We start from the raw sequence: 24,951 nt of genomic DNA, 5'->3' as shown, positions 1-24,951 counted from the left end.
ACATGAAAAAGATCGTTCTCCACCTGGAAGCAGGTAAAATGAGGAGAGCGATCTTTATTTTTATTCCATATTCTTGGAGTATGGAGAGCGGATTTACCCTGATACAGCTTGTACTACCTTCAAGCGAATTTCATCGGCGCTCATGGGCTTCCCGTAATAATAGCCCTGCATCACATGGCAACCCCTCGATTGCAGGAACTGAATTTGTTCCTCCGTCTCAACACCTTCGGCAACGACTTCCAAATTCAAGTTTTTGGCGATGGCTATGATGTTGCTAATAATGGCTTGTTTGGACAAGATTTGACTCTTACTGACAAAGGTCTGATCGATCTTGAGCGTGTCTACGGGCATTTCATCAAGGCTTCCCAAGGAGGAGTAGCCCGTTCCGAAATCATCCAGCGAGATTCGCACGCCTAGCTGGCGAAGATGCTGCAGCTGCTCCCGCATATCCTCCGCATCGTTCATAGCAATCGACTCGGTGATTTCCAGCTCCAAGTAGTTTCCCTCTAATCCGGCTAATCCGGAAATCATCAGGGCTTCTTCTACCATCTCGTATAAAGCATGGCATTCGAATAAGCGGACCGACATATTGACGGAGACGCATACCTGGATCAGCTGCTGCTCCTGCCAGAATTGGTTCTGCTTGCATACTTCCTTCAGCAGCCAGTGGGTGATCGGAATGATCAAGCCGGTATCTTCTGCGATCGGAATGAATTCCTTAGGGGATATGATACCTAAGTGAGGGTGATTCCATCTGAGCAGCGCTTCCATGCCCACAATCTGGTTGTTCGTCGCATCGCACTTCGGCTGATATACGGCATAAAATTCTTGATGGGCGAGTGCCTTCCGCAAATCCTTTTCCAGCTCCAGCTTGCGGATCATATGCCGGTCCATCTCTTCATCAAATACCCGGAAACGGTTTTTTCCAGCTGCCTTGGCATTGTACATAGCGGTATCCGCCGATTTAAGAAGCGAGGTCCGGTCGATGCCATGTGTCGGAGCAAGACTGATGCCGATGCTGGCGGTCACATACAGCTCATTTTCCTCAAGAAAGTAGGGTTGTTTAATATCATGCAGCAGACGATTTGCCAAGGCATGCACTATTTCGGGGCTGCTTTCTTTGGAGGCGATCAGGAATTCGTCTCCTCCCAGTCGGAATACGGTCTCCTTGTCACTGACACAATGCCTCAATCGTAGTGACACTTCATGGATAAGCAGGTCGCCGATATCGTGGCCTAGCGTATCGTTGATAGTTTTGAATCGGTCCAAATCAATAAAAAAAACAGCGCCTTCCGTTCCTGGGACGAACTCCTCTTCGAAAAAACGGGTCAAGTCATGGCGATTGGCTAGCCCGGTTAACGGATCGCTGTACGCCATGCGTTCCAGCACGTGGCGATCAAAAAATATCGCTCCCCAGGAAACCGCCAAAATAATTAGCGTAGCAAGGGATACACCAATAACCAGGAAGAAGGAGGGACTGGAGCCTTCACTCATCAGATGACTTGATTCACCGGGTAAATAAGCAACGCGAACGGCTGCCATACCGGTGTAATGCATGCCGCATATCGCAAGAGCCATAACAATCGCGGAAAGCAGTTTCCAATGGCTAAAGTCGGGTGAACGGCGAAACTGTCTGAATAAGTACAAGGCGGCAAAAGAGGCTGCCAGTGCGATCACCACCGAAGCCGCACATATATAAGGATCATAAGTTAAAGCAATGGAAGCGCGCATGGCGGCCATTCCTGAGAAATGCATAACAATGATGCCGCTGCCCATAACTACTCCGCCGATTCCAAGTCTCCACTTGTTGGTCAGGGTTTCCATGGTTACCCGAAACGCGATGAATGAAGACAGGATGCTGGCAAGCGCAGATAATAGAGTAGTTGGCACGTCGTAATGGACCGAAAGCTCCATGTGAAACGCAAGCATGCCGACAAAATGCATCGACCAGATACCGCAGCCCATAACACAGGATCCGGTTAACAGCCATACGTATCTGCTTTTGCCCCGCGCTCGCGAGATTTTACCGGCCAAATTAAGGGCGGAATAAGAAGCCAACACCGCTATTATAAAGGAAAGAAGGACAATCCAGCCGTTATACTGAACGTGAAGATGATCCATGGTCAAGACCTACTTTTTCTATTATCGTCAAATGATAGATTCAGTATAGTGTATCCTCCGAGCATATAAAAGAGAAAGTTTGAAACCCGGCGAACAACTTTAGCCGTTGCGGCAGCACATTGTCGGGCTATTCTTAGCTATTCAAAAGCAATCCTGCGGGAAATGGTTTGAAAGCCGCAAGGGGTATTGTATAATATAAAAAAACAGCGGAAGCGGTAAGCTTGGCCGCCATAGAAAGAGAAGTGACTGACGATGAGCGCTAAAGACGTGGAAACAGCAGTAACGGGAATACATCCTGATGCTGTAATTGAAGAAGATACCTGCTGCACTGTGGAAGGGTCGCGAAAAAGCCACCATTCGGATAAGGTCAAAGATAATCTGGTTTCCAGGCTAAACCGGATTGAGGGTCAAATTCGCGGTGTGAAGGGCATGATCGAAAAGGATACGTATTGCGACGATGTTCTGAATCAGATCGCTGCTATTCAGTCGGCGCTGAACAGCGTAGGGAAAGTCCTGCTCGAAGGACACATGAGGTCCTGTGTCGTCGAACGTTTGGAGCAGGGTGATAAAGAAGTCATTGATGAGCTGCTCAAAACGGTGAGCAAGCTGATGAAGTAATACGAGTGGGGGAAACGTAAGCTAATTTCCCAAGCTTTCTCGGATGTGCTGGATCAATAGAAACTCACAAAACAAGAAACCCGGGCTGTAGGAACAGCCGCGGGTTTCTTGTTTTTGTCTGCCAGAGGGCTTAAACATGCTGGGCGGGGCTTTCGCTCCAGCTCGACTGTGTCCTAGGCAAATATTTGCGGCTCATCCAACGGGGGAGCAAAATGGCACCTCGTGTAAACTCATCGACGATCATGGCGATATAAATGCCTGCCAGACCCCAGTGCAGATGAACGCCCAGGAAGTAGGAACAGCCGACGGAGATGATCCATAGGGACAGCATGCCGACGACGGTCATATAGCGGATATCTCCGACTGCCGTCAAGGAACTGTTATTGACCATATTGACTAACTTCAGCGGCTGCAGCAGCAGATTGAGCACAAGGAGCGATGCCCCTAATGTGACGATTTCCGGATCGGATGTGAACAGATAAAGGACATTAGAGCCGAAGCCATATAGCAGCGCCACGTTGACGGCGACGACCGCAAGTCCGACCCACATTGCGACAAAGGAGCTGCGGTAAGCTTCATTTTGCTTGCCCGCGCCATACAAGTGGGCGATTTGAATTTGAACGGCCATGGCGACGGAATTGCCTAAGATGAAGCAAAACGATTCCATCGTGTTCATATACGTTCGGGCAGCCAACTCCTTAGCTCCTAACGTAGCGACGAACGAAAATAAAACAAGCTGGGATAGCACCCATGATGACATATTGACTCCCATTGGCCAGCCAATCTTAATAATTTCACGAAATAACGGACGGTCGAAAAGACGGATATCCTTCCAAACGACCCTACGCTCAAAGGCATGAACGAACAGGAAGATGAGCATGGCCGTGGCAATCAGACGGCTCACCAACGTAGAAAGCGCAACGCCGGTTAAGCCCCATTGAGGGAATCCGAAGGCACCATAAATAAAAGAATAATTCAGCACAACATGAAGCACATTCATACCGAGGGCTATGTACATAGGACTTCTTGTATTCCCTGTACTGCGGATCGCTGTGCTGAGCGAGGCCATGGCAGCCGTAAAGACCATGCCACCGCCTACGATAGAGATGTAAGTCGTAGCCAAGCCGTGCAAATGATCCGGCAGCTGCAACAGTACGGCAATGGACGAGGCACCGAAATATAGCAGGATACTAAGTCCGATACCAATCCAAATGGAGGTTTTGACCGCCATAATAGCGATCGTCCGGGCATCCTCCGACCGCTTAGCCCCTAGCTTCTGTGCGATCAGCACTCCGGCGCCGCTTGCTACTGTCATGAACAGGATCGTTACAGCAGTGAACAGCTGGTTGGAAATGCCTACTACAGCTACCGCGTCGTCGGATATGCGGCTGACCATTAACGTATCCGCCGTGCCCAATAAGAATTGAAGGAACATTTCAATAAAAATAGGCCACGCGAGTGCCCATAGGGTAAATCTTTGTTTTGAACTCATAGCTGACTTCCTCCCGTGCTCTTATACACCGCTGTAATATGTGAGGGTAATGAATTAGTTAAGATTATAAAAGATAAGCGCTGCAAAGTGTGTTAGTATATGAACTAAAACTTTCATTTTTCCAACCTGATTAACTTTAAGTGAAGAAGGGGTTGCCATGTCCGTACTGCAATTTATTTCTCCGCCTCTTCCGCATTATATTGCAAGCGGATATACGATATTTCCTCCGGGAGCCAAGCACTCCAGTCGACGCAATATCGGCGTCTTTGATCTTTTGGTGGTGACACGAGGGTGCTTATATATCGGCGAAGAGGAGCGTCATTACGAGGTTTCTAGCGGTCATGCTCTCATTCTGCGTCCGGATCGGCATCATTATTCGACGAAGGACTGTGCAGAACAAACAGAATATTATTGGCTTCATTTCGATACGACCGGTCCTTGGGGAGAACTGGAAGGAGTCGACAGGCTGCTGCAGGACGATTCTTCAGCATTGAAGACGTATTTTACGATGGAAACCTTTAGCCTGCTGCTGCCTCAATTCGTCCAGCTGCTTTTGCCGACCGCTTTGTATGAGCCTTTACGCCAGCTGACTGCTTTGGAGAATGAGTCGCATCATAGCTGGGCCCGCTGGAAGCTTCAGCTGATATTTCAAGAAATGCTGGAGCAGCTAAGCTCCTCTCTGGACCGGAAAAGCGTCTCCCCAGGGGCGCATGTGGCCGAACAGGCGGCAACCTATTTGCGTATGCATTATAGGGAGGAGATTACCGCTCAAAAGTTGGGGGAATCATTAAGTTTTCACCCGGTGTATATCGCACGTTGTATGCAAAAGGAATTCAACTGCTCTCCTTTCGAATATTTGCTGCGCTACCGGATCGAGCAGGCAAAGCTGTTGCTGCTGCAAACGGACTTATCAATCGCTTTGATTGGCGAGAAGGTCGGTTTCCATCAAGCGGCTTATTTTGCCTCGTGCTTCGCGAAGGTGGAAGGGATTTCCCCAAGAACGTACCGCAAACGATTTTATCTCAGCTGAAAATGGAACGGTGAACAGCCCGGGCATCGCAAGATGCGCCGGGCTTTGTTACAGATCAATACCTGGGTATGAACCGTCTATCATTTAAGCCGTTTTCCTTCTTCCAGCATGATGATCGTCTTCTGTACGCGACTAGTTCGGGTTTCGGCTTTTTTGGCGGATTCGATCCAGTCGACATATACCTTTTGAGCGGAGTAGGGGAGCTTGGAGAAAAATTCTCCAGCCCGATCGTGCTTGTCTAACGCCGATAGGAGGTCGTCGGGGATCTCGACGGTACGGGGCTCCGTATCTTCCTCCATCGTCACTTCCACTGTATCTCCAGCTTGTACGCCGGCAGCTTCGCGGATCGTTTGATTTACAACCATATAGTGAGTGCCGTTGCCATGAAGCATCAACGTGCTCCGGTACGGAACATGGTTGACGGTACCTTTAACTTTAATATGCGTTTTGGTTCCAAAGTGGCTTTCAGCGTCAAAAGGGACGTTCAAATACGTCCATGTCCCGGTTCCTTCAGGGCGGATCAGCTGAGCAGAAAATAGAGGCATCCATACTCGCTCCTTTCTGCTTCAATTATACCATAGGGGTGCGCTTGGAACGCGCCCGTGACTCGATAGCCCATGCCGCGATAAGCAGCAGCATCAGCGCGGCGCAAAGGCTGTACAGCCCGCCGAGTCCCAGCGGGCCGATCAGGGCGAAACCGGCCAGCGGGCCGAGCGCGGCGCCGACATCGACGACCGTCGTATAGGTCGTCATGTAAGCGACACGCGATTCGCCCGCTGCGGCGTCTGCCGCCAGCGCGTCGTTTAGCGTGACGATGGCGGTGTTGGCCAGCTGGGCGGCGAATAGCACAGCAAGCCACGCTGCGAAGGGCAGCTTAAGCGGCAGCAGGGCAAGCGCCACTGCCGCCAAGGAGAGGCTGCCGAGGAAGAGCGGCAGCCGGCCGCGAGGCCCATCGGACCACGTTCCGATCCGCGGGGAAAGGAACGGGGACCAGGCCCAGCGGATGGCCTGCGCGATGCCGGCGACCGATGCGGCACCAAGCGCGGCGCCGAACAGCAGCAGCGTCCCCGAGGCAGGCATATGAGCCTCGATCATCGGGCTCATCGTGCCGGCGTAGACGCCGAAGAAGACGACTGCCGTCACGAGGCCGGAGGCGAGCACGAGCCTGGAGCGGCCGCTGCTCGCCAGCGCTGCGAAGCGACGGCTTGCCGCAGGCGGAGTCCCTGAGGCTGACCCGCCGGGGCTCGCTGCAGTGGCTTTGCCGGCGGCAGCTGGCACATGCCGCCACGCGAGCGGAAGGCCGACCAGTATGGCGGCCGCGAGCAGAAGTGCCACGATGCGCGCGCCGAGCGCATCGGCCAGCACGCCACCGGCGAGCATGCCGATGAGGCTGCCGACCCCGATGATGCCGTTGTAGCTGCCGAGCAGACGGCCGCGATTGCTATCATCGGACGCTTCGAGCACCGTGAGATAGCCGCCAATACGCAGAAGCGACCACGCGGCGCCCCATAGGGCGCGAGCCAACAGCAGGGCGGCGAAGCCGGACAATGCTCCGTAGGCTGCTGTCGTTAGGAAAGCAAGAGAAATGGCGATAAGGACACCACTGCGCTTGCTAATCCGGCCGTAGAGCCATCCGACCAAGGGATTCAGCGGCAGTCGGACAAAACGATTGATGGATAGCAGCACCCCGACCTGCCATAAGGCATCCAGCCCGAAGTGCTGCCAGTAAACGGGCAGCACAATGTACAGCATGGAATCGCCTAGTAAACTAATAGCGGTGATCCAGGCAATAATACGCACCTGGACGCGCCCATTGGCAGAAGCATGGGGGTCAGAAGCGAAAGGACCGGGCTGTCTATGAGTGGGTTGAGGGTCATTCATACAAGGATGGAGCCTCCTTTAACAAGTACAATTCATTTTGTTCTTTATTGTACTTGGATAAAGGGGGATAAAAAGTGTAATCTCTAATTAAGTCGATTTCCCCCTTTAGGAGTAATGGGGCATCTGAAGGAGGCAAGAGATTCCTAATGCAACTGATCGAGCACTATGCTGAGTTATACCGAATATGGAAGCCGGAACGCCCGCAGGAAGAAGTAGCCGTTACAATCCCCGCTATAGCTGCCAGCTTGCACTGCACAGAGCGCAACGCCAAGCTTATTATTAAAGCCATGCTTGGCTCCGGCTGGATCGGTTGGCAACCAGGGAACGGACGAGGACACAGCTCCCGGCTCTGCTTCCTTGCAGATATCGACCGTCTGCTTCTAGAGCAGGCGGAGGTGCTTATCGGCTCCGGAAATATGCAGGGAGCCGTCAAGCTGCTTCAATCCCCACTGCTTACCGATCATGGGCAGGAGCGTCTAAGGCATGCTATCAGCCGAGCCTTTGGTTTTCATACGCATAAAGAGGATACAGAGCACCTTCAGTTGCTTCGATTTCCTTCCTATAGGAAGCCTGGGATGCTTGATCCGATTTACGCAACGCGACGTACCGAGCTGCACCTGATCCGGCAGCTTTTTGATTCTTTGGTCGTTTACGACTCGGATACTTGTGCGTTTGTTCCCGGATTGGCCCATCATTGGGAGACGGACATTGAAGCGAGAAGGTGGAAGTTCTACCTGCAAAAACAGGTTCGTTTCCACAGCGGAGCCACTTGTACGGCGGAAGATGTTAAGGCTTCTTTGGACCGGCTAATTCGCATGAATGATTCACCTTCGCCATACAGTCTTCTTTTTGCACCGATACAAGAAGTGTCTGCCATTCATGAGTATTTGATAGAAATTCACTGCAAGCAGAGCTGTCAGCAGCTGCTGTCGCTGCTTGCTTCTACAGCGGCTTCCATTGTCCCGAGGCAGCTTGAAACCGATTGGCCGTTCAGGATGGATGGAACTGGGCCATTTAAGCTGATGAGACGGGATGACAGCGTGCTGGTACTGGATGCCAATCCTGATTATTTCATGCGGCCCTCCCAGCTGGATCGTGTGGAAATGTGGTGCTTGCCGGAAATGTATGAGGAACGGGAGGGGACCTTGCGTGCGGAGCAGCTAACCTTACCGGAAGAGGGTCCCATGCCGAAGGAATACTCTCCGACACACGACGGCAGGTTGCGTCTTCAGGCTTTGCAGGAGGATGAATTGGAATCCGGAGGAATGAACTTCCGTCATTATGGGGGGATAGGGCCAGAGCCCTCAGAGAATCATTGGGCAACCTTGGAGCGTCACGATCTTGGTTGCAAATATGTACTGCTGAACAGGGCAATACCGGGGCCATTTCAGCAGCAGGAGCTGCGGCACAGGCTGTTCGAGGTCATTCGAGATAGAGCGGCAGTGGATGGCTTAGGGGGCAATCGTGGAGAGCTTGCAGGCACTTTCGTGCGGAAGGTTGAATGGCCGAGAAAGCCATCCTCCTCCTACGCTCCTTTCATAAACAGTAGTTCGCCAGATACTTCAGGTTCGCAAAGTGGAGACTGTGAAAAGCCGAAGGTCGAACAAGGGCAGCTCCCCTCCTGTAGGCTTAAGCTGGTTACTTATGCTGGAGCAGGCAATGAAAGAGATGCCGCTTGGCTGACAAGGGCAATGCTCGCCATCGGCATCTCCTTGGAAGTACGGTTCGTTCCGTATGAGGAGTTGGCCTGCCCTTCGGTGCTGACCGAAGCGGATTTGCTTCTCTTGGAGCAGCCGGTAGATGCCGATGCGGAAGGCGCTATGTGGGCGATACTCGGCAGCGATCAGAGCCCGTTACGGCGATGCTTGCCCGAGGGTGCTCTTCAACGTCTCGATAGCCGCATGGCTGTGCTGCAAGCCTTGCCGTCAAGCCAGGAACGGCTGCAGCAGCTGCTCCAGCTCGAGCAAGAGCTGCTGGCTGATTGTTCGGTTATTTTATGGTACCGTTGGCGCCAGACGGCGTCATTTCCCGCGGAGCTTCAAGGCGTCAAGATTAGTGCTTTTGGCTGGGTGGACTACAAAGATCTGTGGTTTCGCGATAGAAGTGGAGAAGGATACGATTCCTTCCGTTTGTTCCCTACACCATAACGTTCTTATTTATCTATAGCTTTGCTCAAGGAACAGCTGTGATGTAATGATGACATTGCTCCTATCCCTCAATCTTTCCATTTACCGTTTTGGCACGTCATCCTCATTCCATACGTCGGAGGGGGAATCTTGGTTACTTTGAGGTGGAGAACTGCTAGTTTTCCCATTAAATAACGTTTCGGCCAAAGCTTTGAGCTTCTCCATCACCTTGCCATATCCGAAGCCGACCAGGAACGCAATACTGATCTTTGCCATCATCGAATCTCCCGTTTGCAGAAGCAGAATGCCGCTTTGAAACAAAATGATGGTCATGACGGCAGCCCCTGCGCACTTAATCGGCCTCAGCAAATACCAGAACAGCCAACGCTCGGACATCCGATCATAAAATTCGTGAAACAGACGAAGTGCATACAAGCTTCCGCCGATAGCACCAGCCAACGCATAATACACATATTCCTCCACCAGCTTCCAATCAATCCCCAGCATAGGATTCAGCAGCCCGCTTTGCAGCGCAGCCATCATCCAGAAGCTGCCCACAAACCACACGGTCAAATACACGACAATACCTAGCTTGTACATCAATTCCTTATGGGGCATCCCCCTCACCGCCGCTTCTTTGTCTTGTTTTCATTGTATGAGTGGGGGAGAGAGAAGGTTCGGGCAAGCATACAGCCTAACGTAATCCGGGCCGCCTTTAGATGCGTGGAACCAAAAAAGATAGAGCCCGTCCGCTCTATCTTCTCAGGAATGCTTTTATTAACCTTGGGCCTTGCGTTTGGAGGAGTAACATTTGCGGCACACCGGCAAATAGCTCTCATTGCCTCCGATTTGAATCTGTTCCCCTGTAAACACTGGGCGTCCATCTTCGCAGCGCATGTTCATGATGGCTTTTTTATCGCAGTACCAGCAGATGGTTTTAATCTCCTCAATTTTATCCGCCAGTGCAAGCAATTGGTAGCTGCCCTCGAACAACTGGCCCATAAAATCGGCTCTTAGGCCATAAGCAATAACAGGAATGTTCAAGGTATCCACAATTTCAGCCAGCTGCATGATCTGTTCCTTATGCAAAAATTGCGCTTCATCAATGATAATGCAATTCGGTTTCTCCGCTGCTGCCAAGCTCACCATATCCATTTGATCGTCAATAATGATGGCTTTTTTTTGCATCCCAATCCTTGAAGTTACCGTACCTACTCCGTATCGATTATCGATAGAGGGGGTGAATAATAAAACTTTTTTTCCTTGCTCTTCGTAGTTATGAGCGGTTCGCAGTACCTCAATCGATTTGCCGCTGTTCATGGTGCCGTATCGAAAATATAATTTGGCCACGTTGATAGACAGTCCTCTCGGATGAAATATGTCATTTATCATAGCATAGGTTGGATGGGTTGAGTATAGGTCTTAATCGGAATGGCTCGTATTACCACTGCTGAGTAGGGGAGTGAATTACTGGATATGATGTAAAATCTTGATGAGCAAACTTTATTTTTGAAAAACTATAAAGTTTTACATTGTATATGTCGAATAACTAAAGGGGAAATATCCAATGAAAGGAAAAAAAGTTTCCCAAGAGCAAAAAATCAGAAAAATGACATGATAACTGGAGGAATACCTTACTGTGAAGTACAGATCAACTAGAAAATTAACGGCACTAATTTTATCTTTATGCTTATTTATCTCATCTTTTGGCATCGCCTTCGGTGCTGAAAATGCATCCGACGTAAAGGGACATTGGGCTGAAAAGCAATTAACCCGTTGGTTAGCTAAGAATTGGATTCAAGGCTATGAAGACGGATCGTTCAAGCCTGATTCTTCTATTACGAGAGCTGAGTTCATGGCACTGGCGAATCGTTCCTTCGAATTAAAGACTATGGGCAGCGTGAGCTTCACGGACCTGAAGTCGACGGATTGGAACTATAACGATGTAATGAAGGCATTAGGTGCAGGTTACATTGAAGGCTACGAGGATCACACCATTCGCTCTGCCAATAAAATAAACCGGGAAGAAGCTGTAGTGATAATTTCCCGTTTGTTGAAGCTGGACTCGTCGACGACCGTATCCACGGGCTTCAAGGATGAGGCTCAAATATCAGCATGGAGCCAAAGTGCTGTAACTGCGGCTGTTGCCAAAAAAATTGTGGATGGGTACGCGGACAAAACGTTTCAGCCGAAGAAAGAAATTACACGGGCTGAAGCGGTAGTTATGCTGGATCGAGCCCTGCCGGCACAGGATAACAACGTGGTGTACAGCCAAGAAGGGACTTATGGTCCTTCATCAGGTTCAGCGACTTTAAATGGCAATGTTGTTATCGATGCTCCGGGCATTAAATTGCAAAACACAGTGATTGAAGGGGATTTGCTGCTGGCAAGCAGCATTAAAGAAGGGGAAGTTTATTTATCCAACGTTACCGTTAAAGGGACTACGACCATTAACGGGGGCGGCTCCAACTCGGTTCATATTATGAATTCGGTTCTGAATAAAATCGTTATCGATAAAAAGAACGGTATCGTTCGAGTTGTACTTGAAGGCACCACAACGGTCCAAGAAGTAACTGTTCAAACGAAAGCGATTATAGAAACAGCCTCAGGAACAGTGATACAGCTTGTTATTGCTAATGAGGTCATTGAAGTTACAGGGCAAGGCACATTGAATAGCGTGACGCTGAACGGACCTGCCAAAGGATCGACCTTCGAGAAGCAGCCTGGAAAACTGGATGGGGAAGGGGCTTCCGCTGCGTCCGCAACCGGTGGAACAGGGGGATCCTCCAGAGGCAGCAGCAATTCTCAGTATTCTCAAATGGGTACAGTGAGCGGATATGTGTATGACTATAGACTTAGCCAAGACCAAGCAGCCAATAAAGGAATAGCCGGAGTGACCGTATCTGTATATAGCGGAACTATTGCGACGGGTACCTTCGTTACATCCGTGACTACCGATAGCGATGGCAAATTTAACGTAAGCCTTACTCCAGGAACCTACAGCTTAGCGTATAAAGCTACTGGTTATTTAGCCGCTAGCAGAGGTAATATCACGGTAACCGCAGGCCAAGCAGTACAGGCAGATCCTGTGGAGCTAGCCCATAACACTTTATTTGTAAGAGTAAGAGATAATACTTCCGGCAGCCAACAGCGAGTATTTGGAGCTGTCGTTACCGTAACCATAAACAACCAGACATTTACGGAAGAAAGCAATGTAGACGGCGCTATTTTATTCGATTTGCCAGTGGGAACGGGAACTGTTCGTGTCACTGCTGACGGATATGAAGATGCTACCTCGGCAACGTTCGAAATCAAGTCAGGCGAAAACACAACCGTAACCGTGTTTATGGTACCGAAAACGACTACGATCAGCGGGGTTGTCTATGATTATGCCACAGGTGTGAAACAATCAGGAGTCACTGTAGCCGTATATCAAATGACCAGCACTAGCGAGAAGCTGGTAAATACTTTTATTACGGATGACAATGGGAGCTATATCGCGACTCTTAAGCCTTGGATGCATTACAGACTTCAATTTACAAAGCCTGGCTATGCTTTAGGGGATACGCCTATCTATGTTAACATTCGTCCATCAGCTTATACCTATGACAGAGCGATGGCAAACACCGTTATTTATGGTAATGTGACCAATTCCAGTTCTTCCTCTTTAGCTGGAGTACGGATAACGGCAGTAGGACAAGCCACTTATTCGACGGAAACCGATGCTTACGGTAATTATAAATTGTTAAATCTACCGGCTGGAAGTCATGTTCTGACGGCTTTCAAAGAGGGTTATGACAGTGTTACTACTTCGGCGTATGAACTGACCACCGAAGGAACCGTGAGGCCAACCATCCGCTTGACAGCTATCGAAGCCAACTAAATTGTAGAAGCCTTACTGTTGCCTAAGGGCAGCGCGAACGAGGGAGCCTGTAGGGGTTCCCTTTTTTGTTGTTTGCTTGAGATCTGCTATGTCGAACTCCATTCCATCTTTTTCATAACTGTTATATTCTGAATTTACAGATGCTTCATTATACCTAAAAAGAAGCCATGAGGAGGGACCCAGATGTCAATGATACGTTGGGCGGTCATCGGAGCGGGCGATGTCGTAGAGCGCAGAGTGGCAAAGGCGCTGCAGGAGGCACGAGGCAGCAGTCTTCAAGCGGTTGTAAGGCGGGACGAGGAGAAGGTAAGGGCATTGGCTGCGCGATTCGGCATCCCCCGAGCTTACACCGATGTGACGCAAGTATGGGCGGATCGGGATATCGACGCGGTGTACATAGCAACCCCCGTCATGCTGCATGCCGAGCATGCTATAGAGGCTGCGCGGAGCGGGAAGCATGTATTATGCGAGAAGCCGATGGCTCTAAACTCTGCCGAGAGTGAACGAATGATGGCAGTATGTCGTGAGCAGGGAGTGAAGCTTGGCATCGCATATTACCGCAGATATTACCCGAAGGTCCAAAAGATGAAAGAGCTTATTGATGCTGGAGCTATCGGTCAACCGGTTTATGCTCGTGCGCAGTTTAGCGGTAAAACGAATCATGCTGGCACCCCAAGAGCTTGGCTGCTGCAACCGGAAATCTCCGGTGGGGGACCGCTTATGGATGTCGGTACGCATGTTATTGATTTGCTATGTTTTTGCTTGGGGCAGCCACAGCAGGTCACAGCCATGACGGGCAATATTCTGCATAATATAGAAGTAGAGGATACGGCTTCTGTGCTGATCCGTTTTGCATCGGGCTGTCAGGCATCTGTTCATGCAAGCTTTAGCTCCTCCGTTGGCAACCAGCTTGAAATATTCGGAACTGGTGGCAAACTGGTTATGAAGTCGGTGGAGGATGCCGGACTGGATTGGATTGACGATAAAGGCGAGTCCCACCCTTTCCATCTGCCTAAGCATGAAAATATGAATGTGCCGATGATAGAGTCTTTCATAGAAGATATACAAGGTGTCAAACAGTACCTTTGTCCAGGGGAGCAGGGGATTCTAGCCTCCAAAGTGGCGGAAGCAGCTTACCTTTCGGCGTCGGAAGCACGTCATATTTCGGTTTGATGAAAAAAATACGAGTCAAACCCGAACATTCATTGTTAGATTTACAGGAAAGGAATGGATTTTGTAGAAAAAATGTATATTTTTAAATTGATAAGTCAGTTCTCAGATGTTAATATAAATCATACCTTAATAAGAGGTTCATAGAATTGTCATAGTTCCTACCGTAAAGAGGCACATAATCTGCATGTTCATCAGGTGAAGCGGGTCCTACAATAGATCGCAGTTTCCAGAGCACAAGATCGTCGTCGCCTCTTTTTTCTCATTAACCGCTTTGCAACTGTAAAGCTTCACCTTGTTAAATTATGTTGGTAAAAGCAAGAACAAATAAAGGATAGAAAGGTTGTACAACATGAACAGAAATGGATTGCCCATGAAGCAAGGTCTGTATGATCCGCAATTCGAGCATGATGCATGCGGAATCGGTTTTGTTGCCAACATCAAAGGGAAGCCAAGTCATGAGATCGTCAGCCAAGCGTTGAACGTTCTATGCAATCTGGATCATCGCGGTGGTCAGGGCTGTGAGACGAACACCGGAGACGGGGCAGGTATTTTGCTGCAGATTCCACACGTTTTTTTGAAAGCGGAGTGCGGTAAGGAAGGCATCGAGCTGCCCGATGCAGGCCAATACGGCGTCGGGATGGTATTTTTGCCGCAGGATGCAGCAGAACGAGCTGCTTGTGAGAAAATTTTGGAGGCTAACGTTGCGGCGGCCGGTCAAACCTTGCTTGGCTGGAGAACGGTGCCTACGGATCACTCTTCCTTGGGTGATTCCGCCAAATCGGTAGAGCCTTTTGTTCGTCAAATCTTTATTGGTGCGAATGGGGTAGAGGAGCTGGCGTTCGAGCGTAAGCTATACGTGATTCGAAAGCTGACGGAGAATGCCGTTCGAGCTTTGAATCATGAGCAGCCCCTTTATTTTTCCAGCCTATCGAGCCGTACCATTGTATATAAAGGAATGCTGACGCCAGAGCAGGTTGACAGCTACTACATCGAGCTGAAAGATCCTGCCTTTGAAACCGCGTTGGCGCTTGTTCATTCCCGGTTCAGCACGAATACGTTCCCAAGCTGGGAGCGCGCTCATCCTTACCGCTATATCATCCATAATGGGGAGATCAATACCTTACGTGGCAATGTTAACTGGATGCATGCGCGTCAGGCGATGTGTGATACAGAGTTGTTCGGTGAAGATTTCAAAAGCATTTTGCCGGTAATTGATACCAATGGTTCTGACTCTCAAATGTTTGACAATACGCTCGAATTTCTAATGTTGTCCGGACGCTCCCTGCCGCACTCGGCCATGATGATGATTCCGGAGCCGTGGTCGAAGCATGAGACGATGAGCGATGAGAAGAAAGCATTCTACGAATACCACAGCTGTCTGATGGAGCCGTGGGACGGACCAGCTGCGATTTCCTTTACGGACGGTAAAGTAATCGGCGCTGTACTGGACCGTAACGGACTCCGTCCAGGACGCTACTATATAACGAAGGACGATCTTATTGTGTTGGCTTCAGAGGCCGGTGTGCTCAATATTGCTCCTGAGCGCATTGCTAGTAAAGAACGTTTGCAGCCTGGACGCATGCTGCTTGTAGATACAGTGGAAGGACGTATTGTATCGGATGAGGAGGTCAAACGCCGTATTGTTGCAGAGCATCCTTACCGTGACTGGCTCAATGAGCATCTGATTTCGCTTGAGGAGCTGCCGGCATCGGCTGAAGTGCCCCAAACCGATCATGATACTGTGCTCCAGCGTCAGCAAGCGTTCGGTTACACTTTCGAGAACTTGCGCAAAATTTTGGAGCCCATGGCGAAAACCGGGGTGGACCCTATCGGTTCCATGGGCTTCGATGCCCCGCTGGCGGTGCTGTCGGACCGGCCTCAGCTATTGTACAGCTACTTCAAGCAGCTGTTTGCGCAGGTAACGAACCCGCCAATCGATGCGAACTTCGAAGAAATTATTACGGCTCAGGGCACGACGGTTGGACCTGAACGTAACTTGATCCAACCTGAACCGGAGAGCTGTCGTCAAATTCGCTTGGCTACACCCATCTTGACCAACGCCGAGCTTGCGAAGCTGCGTGACATTCAGCGGGAAGGCTTCCGCACGGTCACGCTTCCGATCGTGTTCAATCCGGCAGAAGGCGCATCTGCGTTGGAGCGTTCGATGGATGAGCTGTATGCGGCTGCCGACGAGGCGATTGCTGATGGCGCAACGCTCATTATTTTATCCGATCGCAGTGTCGATGTTAGGCATGCTGCCATTCCTGCGCTGCTCGCTGTATCAGGACTGCATCATCACTTGATCCGCGAAGGCACACGTACGAAGGTCGGATTATTGCTGGAATCTGGTGAGCCTCGTGAGGTGCACCACTTCGCATTGCTGCTTGGGTATGGGGTAAGTGCGATCAATCCTTACTTAGCGATGGAAACGCTAGAGGATATGGTCCGCCATAATAAATTGAAGGATGTCACCCCCGAAAAAGCGCTTTATAACTACGTGAAAGCCGCTACTAAAGGCGTCGTTAAGGTTTTGGCCAAAATGGGCATTTCAACGATTCAAAGCTACCGCGGAGCGCAAATTTTTGAGGCGGTTGGCTTGGATCAATCCGTTATTGATAACTATTTTACTTGGACTTATACGCCGGTTGGCGGAATTAACATCGATGTCATTGCTCAGGAAGCCATTCTTCGACATCAGCGCGCGTTTTCCGAGCAGGAAGGTCGCGACCGTGTGCTTGACACCGGTGGCGAGCTGCAGTGGCGCAAGAACGGCGAGGATCATTTGTACAATCCAGAAACTATCCATGCGCTGCAATCTGCTGTTAGAACGAATCATTATGGCATGTACAAAAACTTCGTGAAGCTGATTCATAAAGAAAATGAGAAGTACTCGTCGCTGCGTGCCTTGTTCTCGTTCAAATCGAACCGTCAGCCAATTCCCATTGAAGAAGTTGAGTCGGTAGAGTCGATGTTCAAACGGTTCAAGACGGGGGCCATGTCCTACGGCTCCATCTCCAAGGAAGCGCACGAGAGCATGGCGATTGCGATGAACCGTATCGGCGGTAAGTCCAATACAGGGGAGGGCGGCGAGCATCCAGAACGCTTTACCCGCGATGCGAACGGAGACCTGCGCCGCAGTGCGATCAAGCAGGTGGCATCGGGACGCTTTGGCGTTACGAGCAACTATCTGGTTAACTCAGACGAGATTCAAATTAAGATGGCGCAAGGAGCTAAACCGGGAGAAGGCGGGCAGCTGCCGGGTACGAAGGTATACCCTTGGGTCGCCGAAGTGCGCGGCGTTACGCCGGGCGTAGGCTTGATCTCGCCTCCTCCGCATCATGACATTTATTCGATCGAGGACTTGGCTGAGCTGATCCATGATCTGAAGAACGCGAACCCGCGTGCCAGAATTAGCGTTAAGCTGGTATCCGAGGTGGGTGTAGGTACTATCGCGGCGGGTGTTGCCAAGGGCAAAGCGGACGTCGTGCTGATCAGCGGTTACGACGGCGGTACAGGAGCTTCTCCACAAACGAGTATTCGCCATGCAGGCTTGCCATGGGAACTAGGGCTTGCTGAAACGCATCAGACGCTGGTGCTGAACAACTTGAGAAGCCGTATTACCGTAGAGACCGACGGTAAGCTGATGACCGGACGCGATGTCGTTATTGCCGCATTACTTGGCGCCGAAGAATTCGGCTTCGCCACAACTCCGCTGATCGCTTTGGGCTGTATCATGATGAGAGTGTGTCACCTGGATACCTGTCCTGTTGGGGTTGCTACTCAAAATCCGGATCTGCGCAAAAAGTTCGTAGGAGATCCCCAGCATGTGGTGAACTTCATGAACTTTGTGGCACAGGATGCGCGTGAGCTGATGGCTGAGCTCGGCTTCCGTTCGATTGAGGAAATGATCGGCCATACGGAAATTCTCGAAACGAAGCAGGCGGTAGAGCATTGGAAAGCTAGGGGCATCGACTTGTCGCCGCTTCTTCATCAACCTGAAGTTGGTGAGGACGTAGGCCGTTTCTGTTCTGAGGTGCAGGATCATGGTTTGAATCGTTCTATCGATATGACAGAGCTGATTGAGGCCTGTAAGCCGGCTCTTGAAAATAAAGAACATGTGCATGTTATTTTGCCGATTCATAATGTCAACCGTGTGGTTGGAACGATTCTTGGCAGTGAAGTAACCCGCCGTTACGGAAGCCAAGGCTTACCGAACGATACGATCCGTCTGCATTTCAACGGCTCTGCTGGGCAAAGCTTCGGCGCATTCGTTCCGAAGGGCATCACGCTTTCCTTGGAGGGCGATGCGAATGACTATGTAGGCAAAGGCTTATCTGGCGGTAAAATTGCTATCTTCCCTTCCGAGCAATCGACTTTCGTTGCAGAAGACAACATCATCATCGGCAATGTGGCCTTTTATGGCGCTACCGATGGAGATGCCTATATTCGCGGTATCGCAGGGGAGCGCTTCGCCGTGCGTAACTCCGGTGTCCGTGCCGTTGTTGAAGGCGTAGGAGATCATGGCTGCGAATACATGACCGGCGGTCGCGTGGTCGTATTAGGCAGAACAGGCCGCAACTTTGCTGCCGGTATGTCCGGCGGAATTGCATACGTACTGGATGAGGACGGCACGTTTAGCGAACGCTGCAACAAAGAGATGGTTCTTCTGGAGCAGGTCGAGGAAACGTACGAGGCGGAAGAGCTGCGCAATATGATTCAGCATCACGAAACGTTCACTGGCAGCTCCGTGGCGGACCGTGTGCTTAAAAATTGGGAAGAGTACGTGTGGAAATTTGTGAAGGTTATTCCGAAGGACTACAAGCGGATGTTCGAGGCGATCGAGCGTGTGAAGCGTTCCGGATTGAGCCAGCAGGAAGCGATGCTTGTCGCATTTGAAGAAAACATGAAAGACGTATCCCGCGTAGGCGGTAACTAATACAAATCACGTGTTGAAAATGCGGATTCATTAAAAGCAGCATTGCCATGAATCGGTCATGTTCAACACGAGTAGGAGGTAAACAATGGGTAAACCAACCGGATTTATTGAGTATCAACGTGAAACTCCTGTAGAAACGGCCCCTTTGCTGCGGATCAGCCATTGGAATGAATTTAGCGTTCCGATGACCGAAGACAAGCTGCAAACGCAGGGTGCGCGTTGTATGGACTGTGGAATTCCTTTTTGCCATACTGGGAAACTGATCAGCGGGATGGCGGCAGGCTGTCCGGTTAACAATCTGATCCCGGAATGGAATGATCTTGTCTATCGCGGACTGTGGCGTGAAGCGTTGGATCGCCTTCATAAGACGAATAATTTCCCGGAATTTACGGGACGCGTGTGTCCTGCGCCTTGCGAAGGCTCTTGTACGGTAGGCTTGAAGGATTCTCCGGTCACGATTAAGAACATCGAGAAATCGATTATCGATAAAGGCTTCGCCGAAGGCTGGGTTGTTCCCGAACCTCCTAAAGTACGCACGGGCAAGAAGGTAGCGGTTATCGGATCAGGCCCTTCCGGGCTTGCCTGTGCCGCACAGCTGAATAAAGCTGGGCATACGGTTACCGTATACGAGCGCTCAGACCGCGTTGGCGGCTTGCTTATGTATGGCATTCCGAACATGAAGCTCGATAAAAAATATGTTCAGCGTCGTGTTGATCTATTGGCTGCAGAAGGCGTGAATTTCGTAACGGGAACCGAAATTGGTAAGGATATTCCTGCCTCCAAGCTGAAGGAAGAGTTCGATGCCATCGTATTGTGCGGCGGCGCAACCAAAGGACGTGACCTGAATATCGAAGGCCGCGATTTAAAGGGCATTCACTTGGCAATGGAATTTCTTTCGAAAAATACGAAAAGCTTGCTTGATTCCAAGCACGAAGATGGGCAATTCATTTCGGCCGAAGGAAAGGATGTTATCGTTATCGGTGGCGGCGATACCGGTACGGACTGCGTAGGTACTTCCATTCGTCACCAATGCAAGAGCGTACTGCAGTTCGAGCTGATGCCGAAAGCTCCCGAAACGCGTCAAGCAAACAATCCTTGGCCGGAATGGCCTAAGGTGTTGAAGGTGGATTACGGTCAGCAGGAAGCGGCTGCCCTGCAGGGGGAAGATCCTCGTCAGTATCAGATCAGCACAAAGAAATTCGTGGGCGACGAGAACGGGCATGTGAAGGAGCTTCACACAGTTCTTATCGAGTGGAAGAAGGATGAGCAGGGCCGCTTTGTGCCGGTTGAAGTACCAGGCAGCGAGAAGGTCTACCCTGCGCAGCTTGTTATGCTCGCGATGGGCTTCCTGGGTCCAGAGAATACGGTCTTGGATCAATTGGGCATAGAGAAGGATGAGCGTTCCAATGCGAAGGCGGAGTACGGCAAGTTTGCAACGAGCGTAGAAGGCGTATTTGCAGCCGGAGATATGCGCCGCGGACAAAGCCTTGTCGTGTGGGCAATCAACGAAGGCCGTGAAGCTGCTCGCGAGTGCGATCGGTATTTGATGGGTTCGTCTAATTTACCCTAATAAATTATTAACCGCGTTAAATAAGATATCATGAAGTAGGCATCGGACCTTTGGTCCGGTGCCTTATTTAATTACCATCCATTTTAAGGAGTGGAATATTTCGTTTCTTTTGCAACTTCACCCTGCAACGCGCATACATATTGCTATGACGTCATAATTATTGTGAATCCAATCCAGGGACGGAGGTGCAGTATGGTTTCGAGTGAAGAAAGAAACTTGGCGCTGCTTTCTCATGTATTGTGCATTATCATTGGTGTTATAGCACCGCTAATTATTTGGTTGATTAAAAAAGATGAATCCGCTTATGTAGCAGAACACGCGAAAGAATCGCTCAACTTCCAAATATCCATGATCATCTATTCTTTTGTGGCAGGCTTACTCTGCTTCGCGGTTATTGGCTTCGTTCTTCTACCGCTTGTCGGATTGTTTGCTCTGATTTGCATTATTATTGCAACCGTTCGAGCCTCCAAAGGTCAAATATACGAATATCCTTTGACGATTCGTTTGATTAAATAATGACCTTCTTTCAATATCGGTTGCATTGCTGCATGTACGTCGTACAAAGCCAGCAGCTTTTGCTGCATCCAACTATTACAGCCTTCACCGTCCCCATGGGGGATAGATGAAGGCTGTTCGTTTGTTCACTTGATTTCCAGCAGCCCTCCAAGATTACTTGGCTCCCGCATGCTTCATAATGACGGCCATTTCGGCGCCAAGCTTGTTATAGTCGGAGTTAGCGTTGAGCATGGATTTGACGCGATCCATCGCATCCAATGCCTCACGATGGGTGACGGTAACAATTCGAGACTGGCTTCCTACCAGCTCTTGCACCTTTACCCTTTCTTGATCCATGGGATCGCCATTTGCGCTTTTGGCGCGTACCATGGTGCTTCCGCTGGATTGCACATTGCTTTTTCCGGACGAGCCCGCATTAGGGCTTAATAGCTTGCTTTGCAGAGGGTCGATAGAAGAAGCGCCCATCGGATGATCGGCCCCACCCACCACGACGGTATCCCCCAACACTAATACTTTAACATCGGGGTACCCTTCGCTGCTTAGCAAGGATTCCAGATTGGAGGAAACGCCGCCTGCACTAAGGCTGGAGCTGCCGATCCTGCTATATATCGTTGTACCCATCCCGCTGTAGGTGCTGCCGTCCCGGTTCGTCGTGTTGATTTTGGGTCCGTTGTAGCTTGGGATTACCGTAATATCGTGGATAGGAGCGGCGGCGCTGCCTGTAGGGGCAGGCGCTGATTGCATTTTCGGCGTGGTTTGATTGGGTGCGGCCTGCCGCATCCCGCAAGCGGAAACAACGAAGGCTGAGCAAAGAACAGGAAGCGCTAATTGGAGCCATTTTGAATTCATATCGGGTACCTCCCGGTTGTAGGTAGAAGATGTTTTTATCATTTTCTTTTGCTCGAGTCATTATTTAAGGATGATTTAGGGAATATCTAAAAATGAAAATGTTAACAGGAGGCGAACCTTCATGTCCGATCTGCCGTCTGACCCATTGACGGATTCCAAAGAGGATCCTAATGATTCCAGAGAACCGTCCAATTCACGCCGTCAATTTTTGAAAAATACAGGTTTTGCCGTCGGTGGTCTTATTGTTGGTGGAGTGGTAGGAAGCATGTTCCGTAAATCTCCTCAAGGAACAGCGCCATCTCCAGCAGCACCAACACCTGAAACGGGTGCAGTCAATTACAATCAAGCCTTAATGTATTTTAATCAGGAGCAATTTCAGATCGTAGAAGCCGCGACAGAGAGGTTGTTCCCGAAGAACGCGCAGGGACCAGGGGCCAAAGATATGGGCGTCGCTTTCTTCATCGATCACCAGCTGGCTGGAGAGTGGGGAACGAATGGCCGGGAGTATATGTCCGGTCCTTTCTTTGTAGGCGAAAAAACGCAGGGATATCAAGGCCATTTAAAGCGGAGAGAAATTTTCGACATTGCTCTGACTGAGCTGCAAAACTATAGCAATCAAAAATATTCGAAAAACTATGCTGATCTCGCTGCGGCAGAGCAAGACGCCGTGCTGAAGGCATTTGAAACCGATGAGGTGAAGCTGACAACCATCTCGGCTAGCGGTTTTTTCAAAACGCTGTTCAGCAGTACGATGGAAGGCGTTTACGCCGATCCCCTCTATGGAGGCAACAGTAATATGGATGGCTGGAAAATGAAGAATTTCCCTGGCAACCAGATGTCATTTGATCAAATCATCGAAAAGGATGAATTTGTGAAAATGCAGCCTGTCAGCTTGCGCGATCATCTCTCACACTAACATGCAGAAGGGGTCATAAAATGGCAAAAAAGTTGCCGAAAGTGGATGTCGTCATTGTCGGTGTCGGCTGGGCCGGCGGTATCATCGCTTCTGAATTGACGAAAGCAGGATTGAATTGCGTCGGGCTGGAGCGCGGGAAATCACGAAAAACCGAGGACTACTTCATGGTGCATGATGAGCTGCGGTATGCCATGCGCTATGAAATGTTCCAGGACTTGTCCAAGGAAACGATTTCGTTCCGTCCGAATGAGAAAATCCGTGCCCTTCCGATGCGCTCCTATGGCTCCTTTCTATTGGGGGATGGACTGGGCGGCGCCGGGGTTCACTGGAACGGCCAGACGTTCCGCTTCCTGCCTTATGATTTTGAAATCAAGTCCCAGACCGTGGACCGGTACGGTAAGGACAAAATCCCAGCAGGTATGACAATCCAGGACTGGGGAATTACATACGACGAGCTGGAGCCATACTTTGATAAGTTCGAGAAAATGGCCGGTATTTCCGGAGAAGAAAACCCGCTAGGCGGAAAACGCTCGGATAAATATCCGACGCCGCCGATGAAGGTTTCACCGGTGATGAAGATGTTCGCCGATGCCACGAAGAAGATGAACTATCACCCGTATATTATGCCTTCTGCTAACCTGTCTCAAAACTACAAAAATCCGGACGGGATCGAGCGGGCAGCCTGTCAATACTGTGGTTTTTGCGAGCGCTTCGGCTGTGAATACGGTGCCAAGGCTGATCCGGTCGTGACGGTCCTTCCTGTGGCTTTGAAGACAGGCAAATTTGAAATTCGTACGCATTCTAATGTCAGACGTATTTTATATACCGGAAATAAAGCGACGGGCGTAATGTATATCGATGTCACAACGGGTGAGGAAATTGAACAGCCGGCCGACATTGTTGTATTGACGAGCTATGTTTTCAACAATGCACGTCTGCTGCTCATGTCTGGTATTGGCAAGCCTTACGAACCGGCAACGGGTAAAGGCGTTATAGGCAAAAACTACGCCTATCAAGTCGAAGCAGCGGCAGCGGTCGGATTTTTTGAGAACAAAGAGTTTAACCTGTACGCCGGTGCCGGTTCGATGGCGATGACGATCGATGACTTCAACGGAGATAACTTCGATCATACGCAGTACAATTTTATTCATGGTGCGAGCATCACTTACGGTCAGTCCGGCAACCGCCCGATTGCCAATAATACGGTTCCTCCGGATACGCCTGGATGGGGGGATGCCTACAAAACCGCCTCGATCAAGTATGCTAACCGCAACATTTCCGTTTGGGCAGAAGGCTCTTGCATGCCCTATCAGAATCATTTCTTGGATTTGGACCCGACATACAAGGATGCCTTCGGAGATCCGTTAATGCGGATCACATTCGATTTTGAAGATCGGGATAAGCAACTAGTGAAATTTATGGGAGATAAATGCGGAGAAATCCTGAAGCAAATGGGTGCCGATACGGTCGTGACCTATAATGAGCAGGGACCGTATGAGATCACTCACTATCAATCTACACATAACACAGGCGGTGTTATTATGGGATCCAGTCCCGATACGTCAGCCGTCAACTCCTATTTGCAAATGTGGGATATGGAAAACTTGTTCGTCGTGGGGGCTTCTGCGTTTGCTCATAATGGTGGATACAATCCGACGGGTACGGTAGGAGCTTTGGCCTATCGAGCCGCCGAAGGCATTCAGAAGTACAGCAAGGCTCCAGGAAACCTTGTTTAAATTGCGATCGGCCTCTCATGTGTCTTCTCGGCAGATGGAGGGCGGTCTTTTTTTTGGTGGGAACTTAACAGTGTAAATCCTAAGTTTATGTTGCATTACATGCA

At 50.1% G+C, this 24,951-nt stretch carries 17 protein-coding genes; 10 read left to right on the top strand and 7 right to left on the bottom strand.

What is annotated here, in order from left to right; translation table 11 throughout:
* Window positions 1-93: 93 nt before the first annotated feature.
* Complete coding sequence (locus QMA13_RS33060; RefSeq protein WP_282937871.1) at window positions 94-2,121, bottom strand: bifunctional diguanylate cyclase/phosphodiesterase; 2,028 nt, start codon at window positions 2,119-2,121, stop codon at window positions 94-96.
* Window positions 2,122-2,373: 252 nt separating this feature from the next.
* On the opposite strand from QMA13_RS33060, the gene QMA13_RS33055 reads away from it, so the two are divergent.
* Window positions 2,374-2,739, top strand: coding sequence for a metal-sensitive transcriptional regulator (locus QMA13_RS33055; protein WP_282937870.1), 366 nt, complete (start codon window positions 2,374-2,376; stop codon window positions 2,737-2,739).
* A 130-nt stretch (window positions 2,740-2,869) separates the two neighbouring features.
* Here the strand turns inward: QMA13_RS33055 and QMA13_RS33050 are convergent, their stop codons facing one another.
* Window positions 2,870-4,231, bottom strand: coding sequence for an MATE family efflux transporter (locus QMA13_RS33050; RefSeq protein ID WP_282937869.1), 1,362 nt, complete (start codon window positions 4,229-4,231; stop codon window positions 2,870-2,872).
* A gap of 157 nt (window positions 4,232-4,388) precedes the next feature.
* Between QMA13_RS33050 and QMA13_RS33045 the strand changes: the two genes are divergently transcribed.
* Window positions 4,389-5,261: a helix-turn-helix transcriptional regulator gene (locus QMA13_RS33045; protein WP_282937868.1), complete on the top strand. Its 873-nt coding sequence runs from the start codon at window positions 4,389-4,391 to the stop codon at window positions 5,259-5,261.
* An 80-nt stretch (window positions 5,262-5,341) separates the two neighbouring features.
* Here QMA13_RS33045 and QMA13_RS33040 read toward each other — a convergent pair whose 3' ends face one another.
* Together QMA13_RS33040 and QMA13_RS33035 are read right to left on the bottom strand one after the other, a co-directional pair.
* Window positions 5,342-5,806, bottom strand: a complete 465-nt coding sequence (locus QMA13_RS33040; RefSeq protein WP_282937867.1) for a YdeI/OmpD-associated family protein — start codon at window positions 5,804-5,806, stop codon at window positions 5,342-5,344.
* A 25-nt stretch (window positions 5,807-5,831) separates the two neighbouring features.
* The gene (locus QMA13_RS33035) at window positions 5,832-7,142 is read right to left on the bottom strand and encodes an MFS transporter (RefSeq protein WP_282937866.1); all 1,311 of its coding nucleotides are present in this window, start codon (window positions 7,140-7,142) and stop codon (window positions 5,832-5,834) included.
* A gap of 146 nt (window positions 7,143-7,288) precedes the next feature.
* Here QMA13_RS33035 and QMA13_RS33030 point away from each other — a divergent pair, with 146 nt between their 5' ends.
* The gene (locus tag QMA13_RS33030; protein ID WP_282937865.1) at window positions 7,289-9,289 is read left to right on the top strand and encodes an ABC transporter substrate-binding protein; all 2,001 of its coding nucleotides are present in this window, start codon (window positions 7,289-7,291) and stop codon (window positions 9,287-9,289) included.
* An 81-nt stretch (window positions 9,290-9,370) separates the two neighbouring features.
* On the opposite strand, the gene QMA13_RS33025 is transcribed toward QMA13_RS33030, so the two are convergent.
* The gene (locus tag QMA13_RS33025) at window positions 9,371-9,886 is read right to left on the bottom strand and encodes a hypothetical protein (protein WP_282937864.1); all 516 of its coding nucleotides are present in this window, start codon (window positions 9,884-9,886) and stop codon (window positions 9,371-9,373) included.
* A 159-nt stretch (window positions 9,887-10,045) separates the two neighbouring features.
* Window positions 10,046-10,618, bottom strand: a complete 573-nt coding sequence (locus QMA13_RS33020; RefSeq protein ID WP_282937863.1) for a thymidine kinase — start codon at window positions 10,616-10,618, stop codon at window positions 10,046-10,048.
* A 289-nt stretch (window positions 10,619-10,907) separates the two neighbouring features.
* Between QMA13_RS33020 and QMA13_RS33015 the strand changes: the two genes are divergently transcribed.
* The 5 genes from QMA13_RS33015 to QMA13_RS32995 all read left to right on the top strand — a co-directional run bounded on the left by QMA13_RS33015 (window position 10,908) and on the right by QMA13_RS32995 (window position 21,346).
* Window positions 10,908-13,151: a carboxypeptidase regulatory-like domain-containing protein gene (locus QMA13_RS33015; RefSeq protein ID WP_282937862.1), complete on the top strand. Its 2,244-nt coding sequence runs from the start codon at window positions 10,908-10,910 to the stop codon at window positions 13,149-13,151.
* A gap of 183 nt (window positions 13,152-13,334) precedes the next feature.
* Complete coding sequence (locus QMA13_RS33010; protein WP_282937861.1) at window positions 13,335-14,324, top strand: Gfo/Idh/MocA family protein; 990 nt, start codon at window positions 13,335-13,337, stop codon at window positions 14,322-14,324.
* Between the two features lie 349 nt (window positions 14,325-14,673).
* Complete coding sequence (gene gltB / locus QMA13_RS33005) at window positions 14,674-19,260, top strand: glutamate synthase large subunit (protein WP_282937860.1); 4,587 nt, start codon at window positions 14,674-14,676, stop codon at window positions 19,258-19,260.
* Between the two features lie 85 nt (window positions 19,261-19,345).
* Window positions 19,346-20,830 carry a glutamate synthase subunit beta gene (locus QMA13_RS33000; protein ID WP_282937859.1) on the top strand — a complete coding sequence of 495 codons (1,485 nt, stop codon included), beginning with the start codon at window positions 19,346-19,348 and terminating at the stop codon, window positions 20,828-20,830.
* A gap of 192 nt (window positions 20,831-21,022) precedes the next feature.
* Window positions 21,023-21,346 carry a DUF4870 domain-containing protein gene (locus tag QMA13_RS32995; RefSeq protein ID WP_282937858.1) on the top strand — a complete coding sequence of 108 codons (324 nt, stop codon included), beginning with the start codon at window positions 21,023-21,025 and terminating at the stop codon, window positions 21,344-21,346.
* A 153-nt stretch (window positions 21,347-21,499) separates the two neighbouring features.
* Here the strand turns inward: QMA13_RS32995 and QMA13_RS32990 are convergent, their stop codons facing one another.
* Window positions 21,500-22,195 (bottom strand): hypothetical protein, encoded by a 696-nt coding sequence (locus tag QMA13_RS32990; RefSeq protein WP_282937857.1) that lies wholly within the window; start codon window positions 22,193-22,195, stop codon window positions 21,500-21,502.
* Window positions 22,196-22,316: 121 nt separating this feature from the next.
* Here QMA13_RS32990 and QMA13_RS32985 point away from each other — a divergent pair, with 121 nt between their 5' ends.
* Together QMA13_RS32985 and QMA13_RS32980 are read left to right on the top strand one after the other, a co-directional pair.
* Window positions 22,317-23,111 carry a gluconate 2-dehydrogenase subunit 3 family protein gene (locus QMA13_RS32985; protein ID WP_282937856.1) on the top strand — a complete coding sequence of 265 codons (795 nt, stop codon included), beginning with the start codon at window positions 22,317-22,319 and terminating at the stop codon, window positions 23,109-23,111.
* Window positions 23,112-23,131: 20 nt separating this feature from the next.
* Window positions 23,132-24,847, top strand: a complete 1,716-nt coding sequence (locus tag QMA13_RS32980) for a GMC family oxidoreductase (RefSeq protein WP_282937855.1) — start codon at window positions 23,132-23,134, stop codon at window positions 24,845-24,847.
* Window positions 24,848-24,951 lie beyond the last annotated feature (104 nt).

This window comes from Paenibacillus sp. RC67 (genome assembly GCF_030020805.1).
GTDB lineage: Bacteria > Bacillota > Bacilli > Paenibacillales > NBRC-103111 > Paenibacillus_S.
Note: the sequence above shows the minus strand (reverse complement) of the source record. Positions and strands in the feature narration are given on the sequence as shown.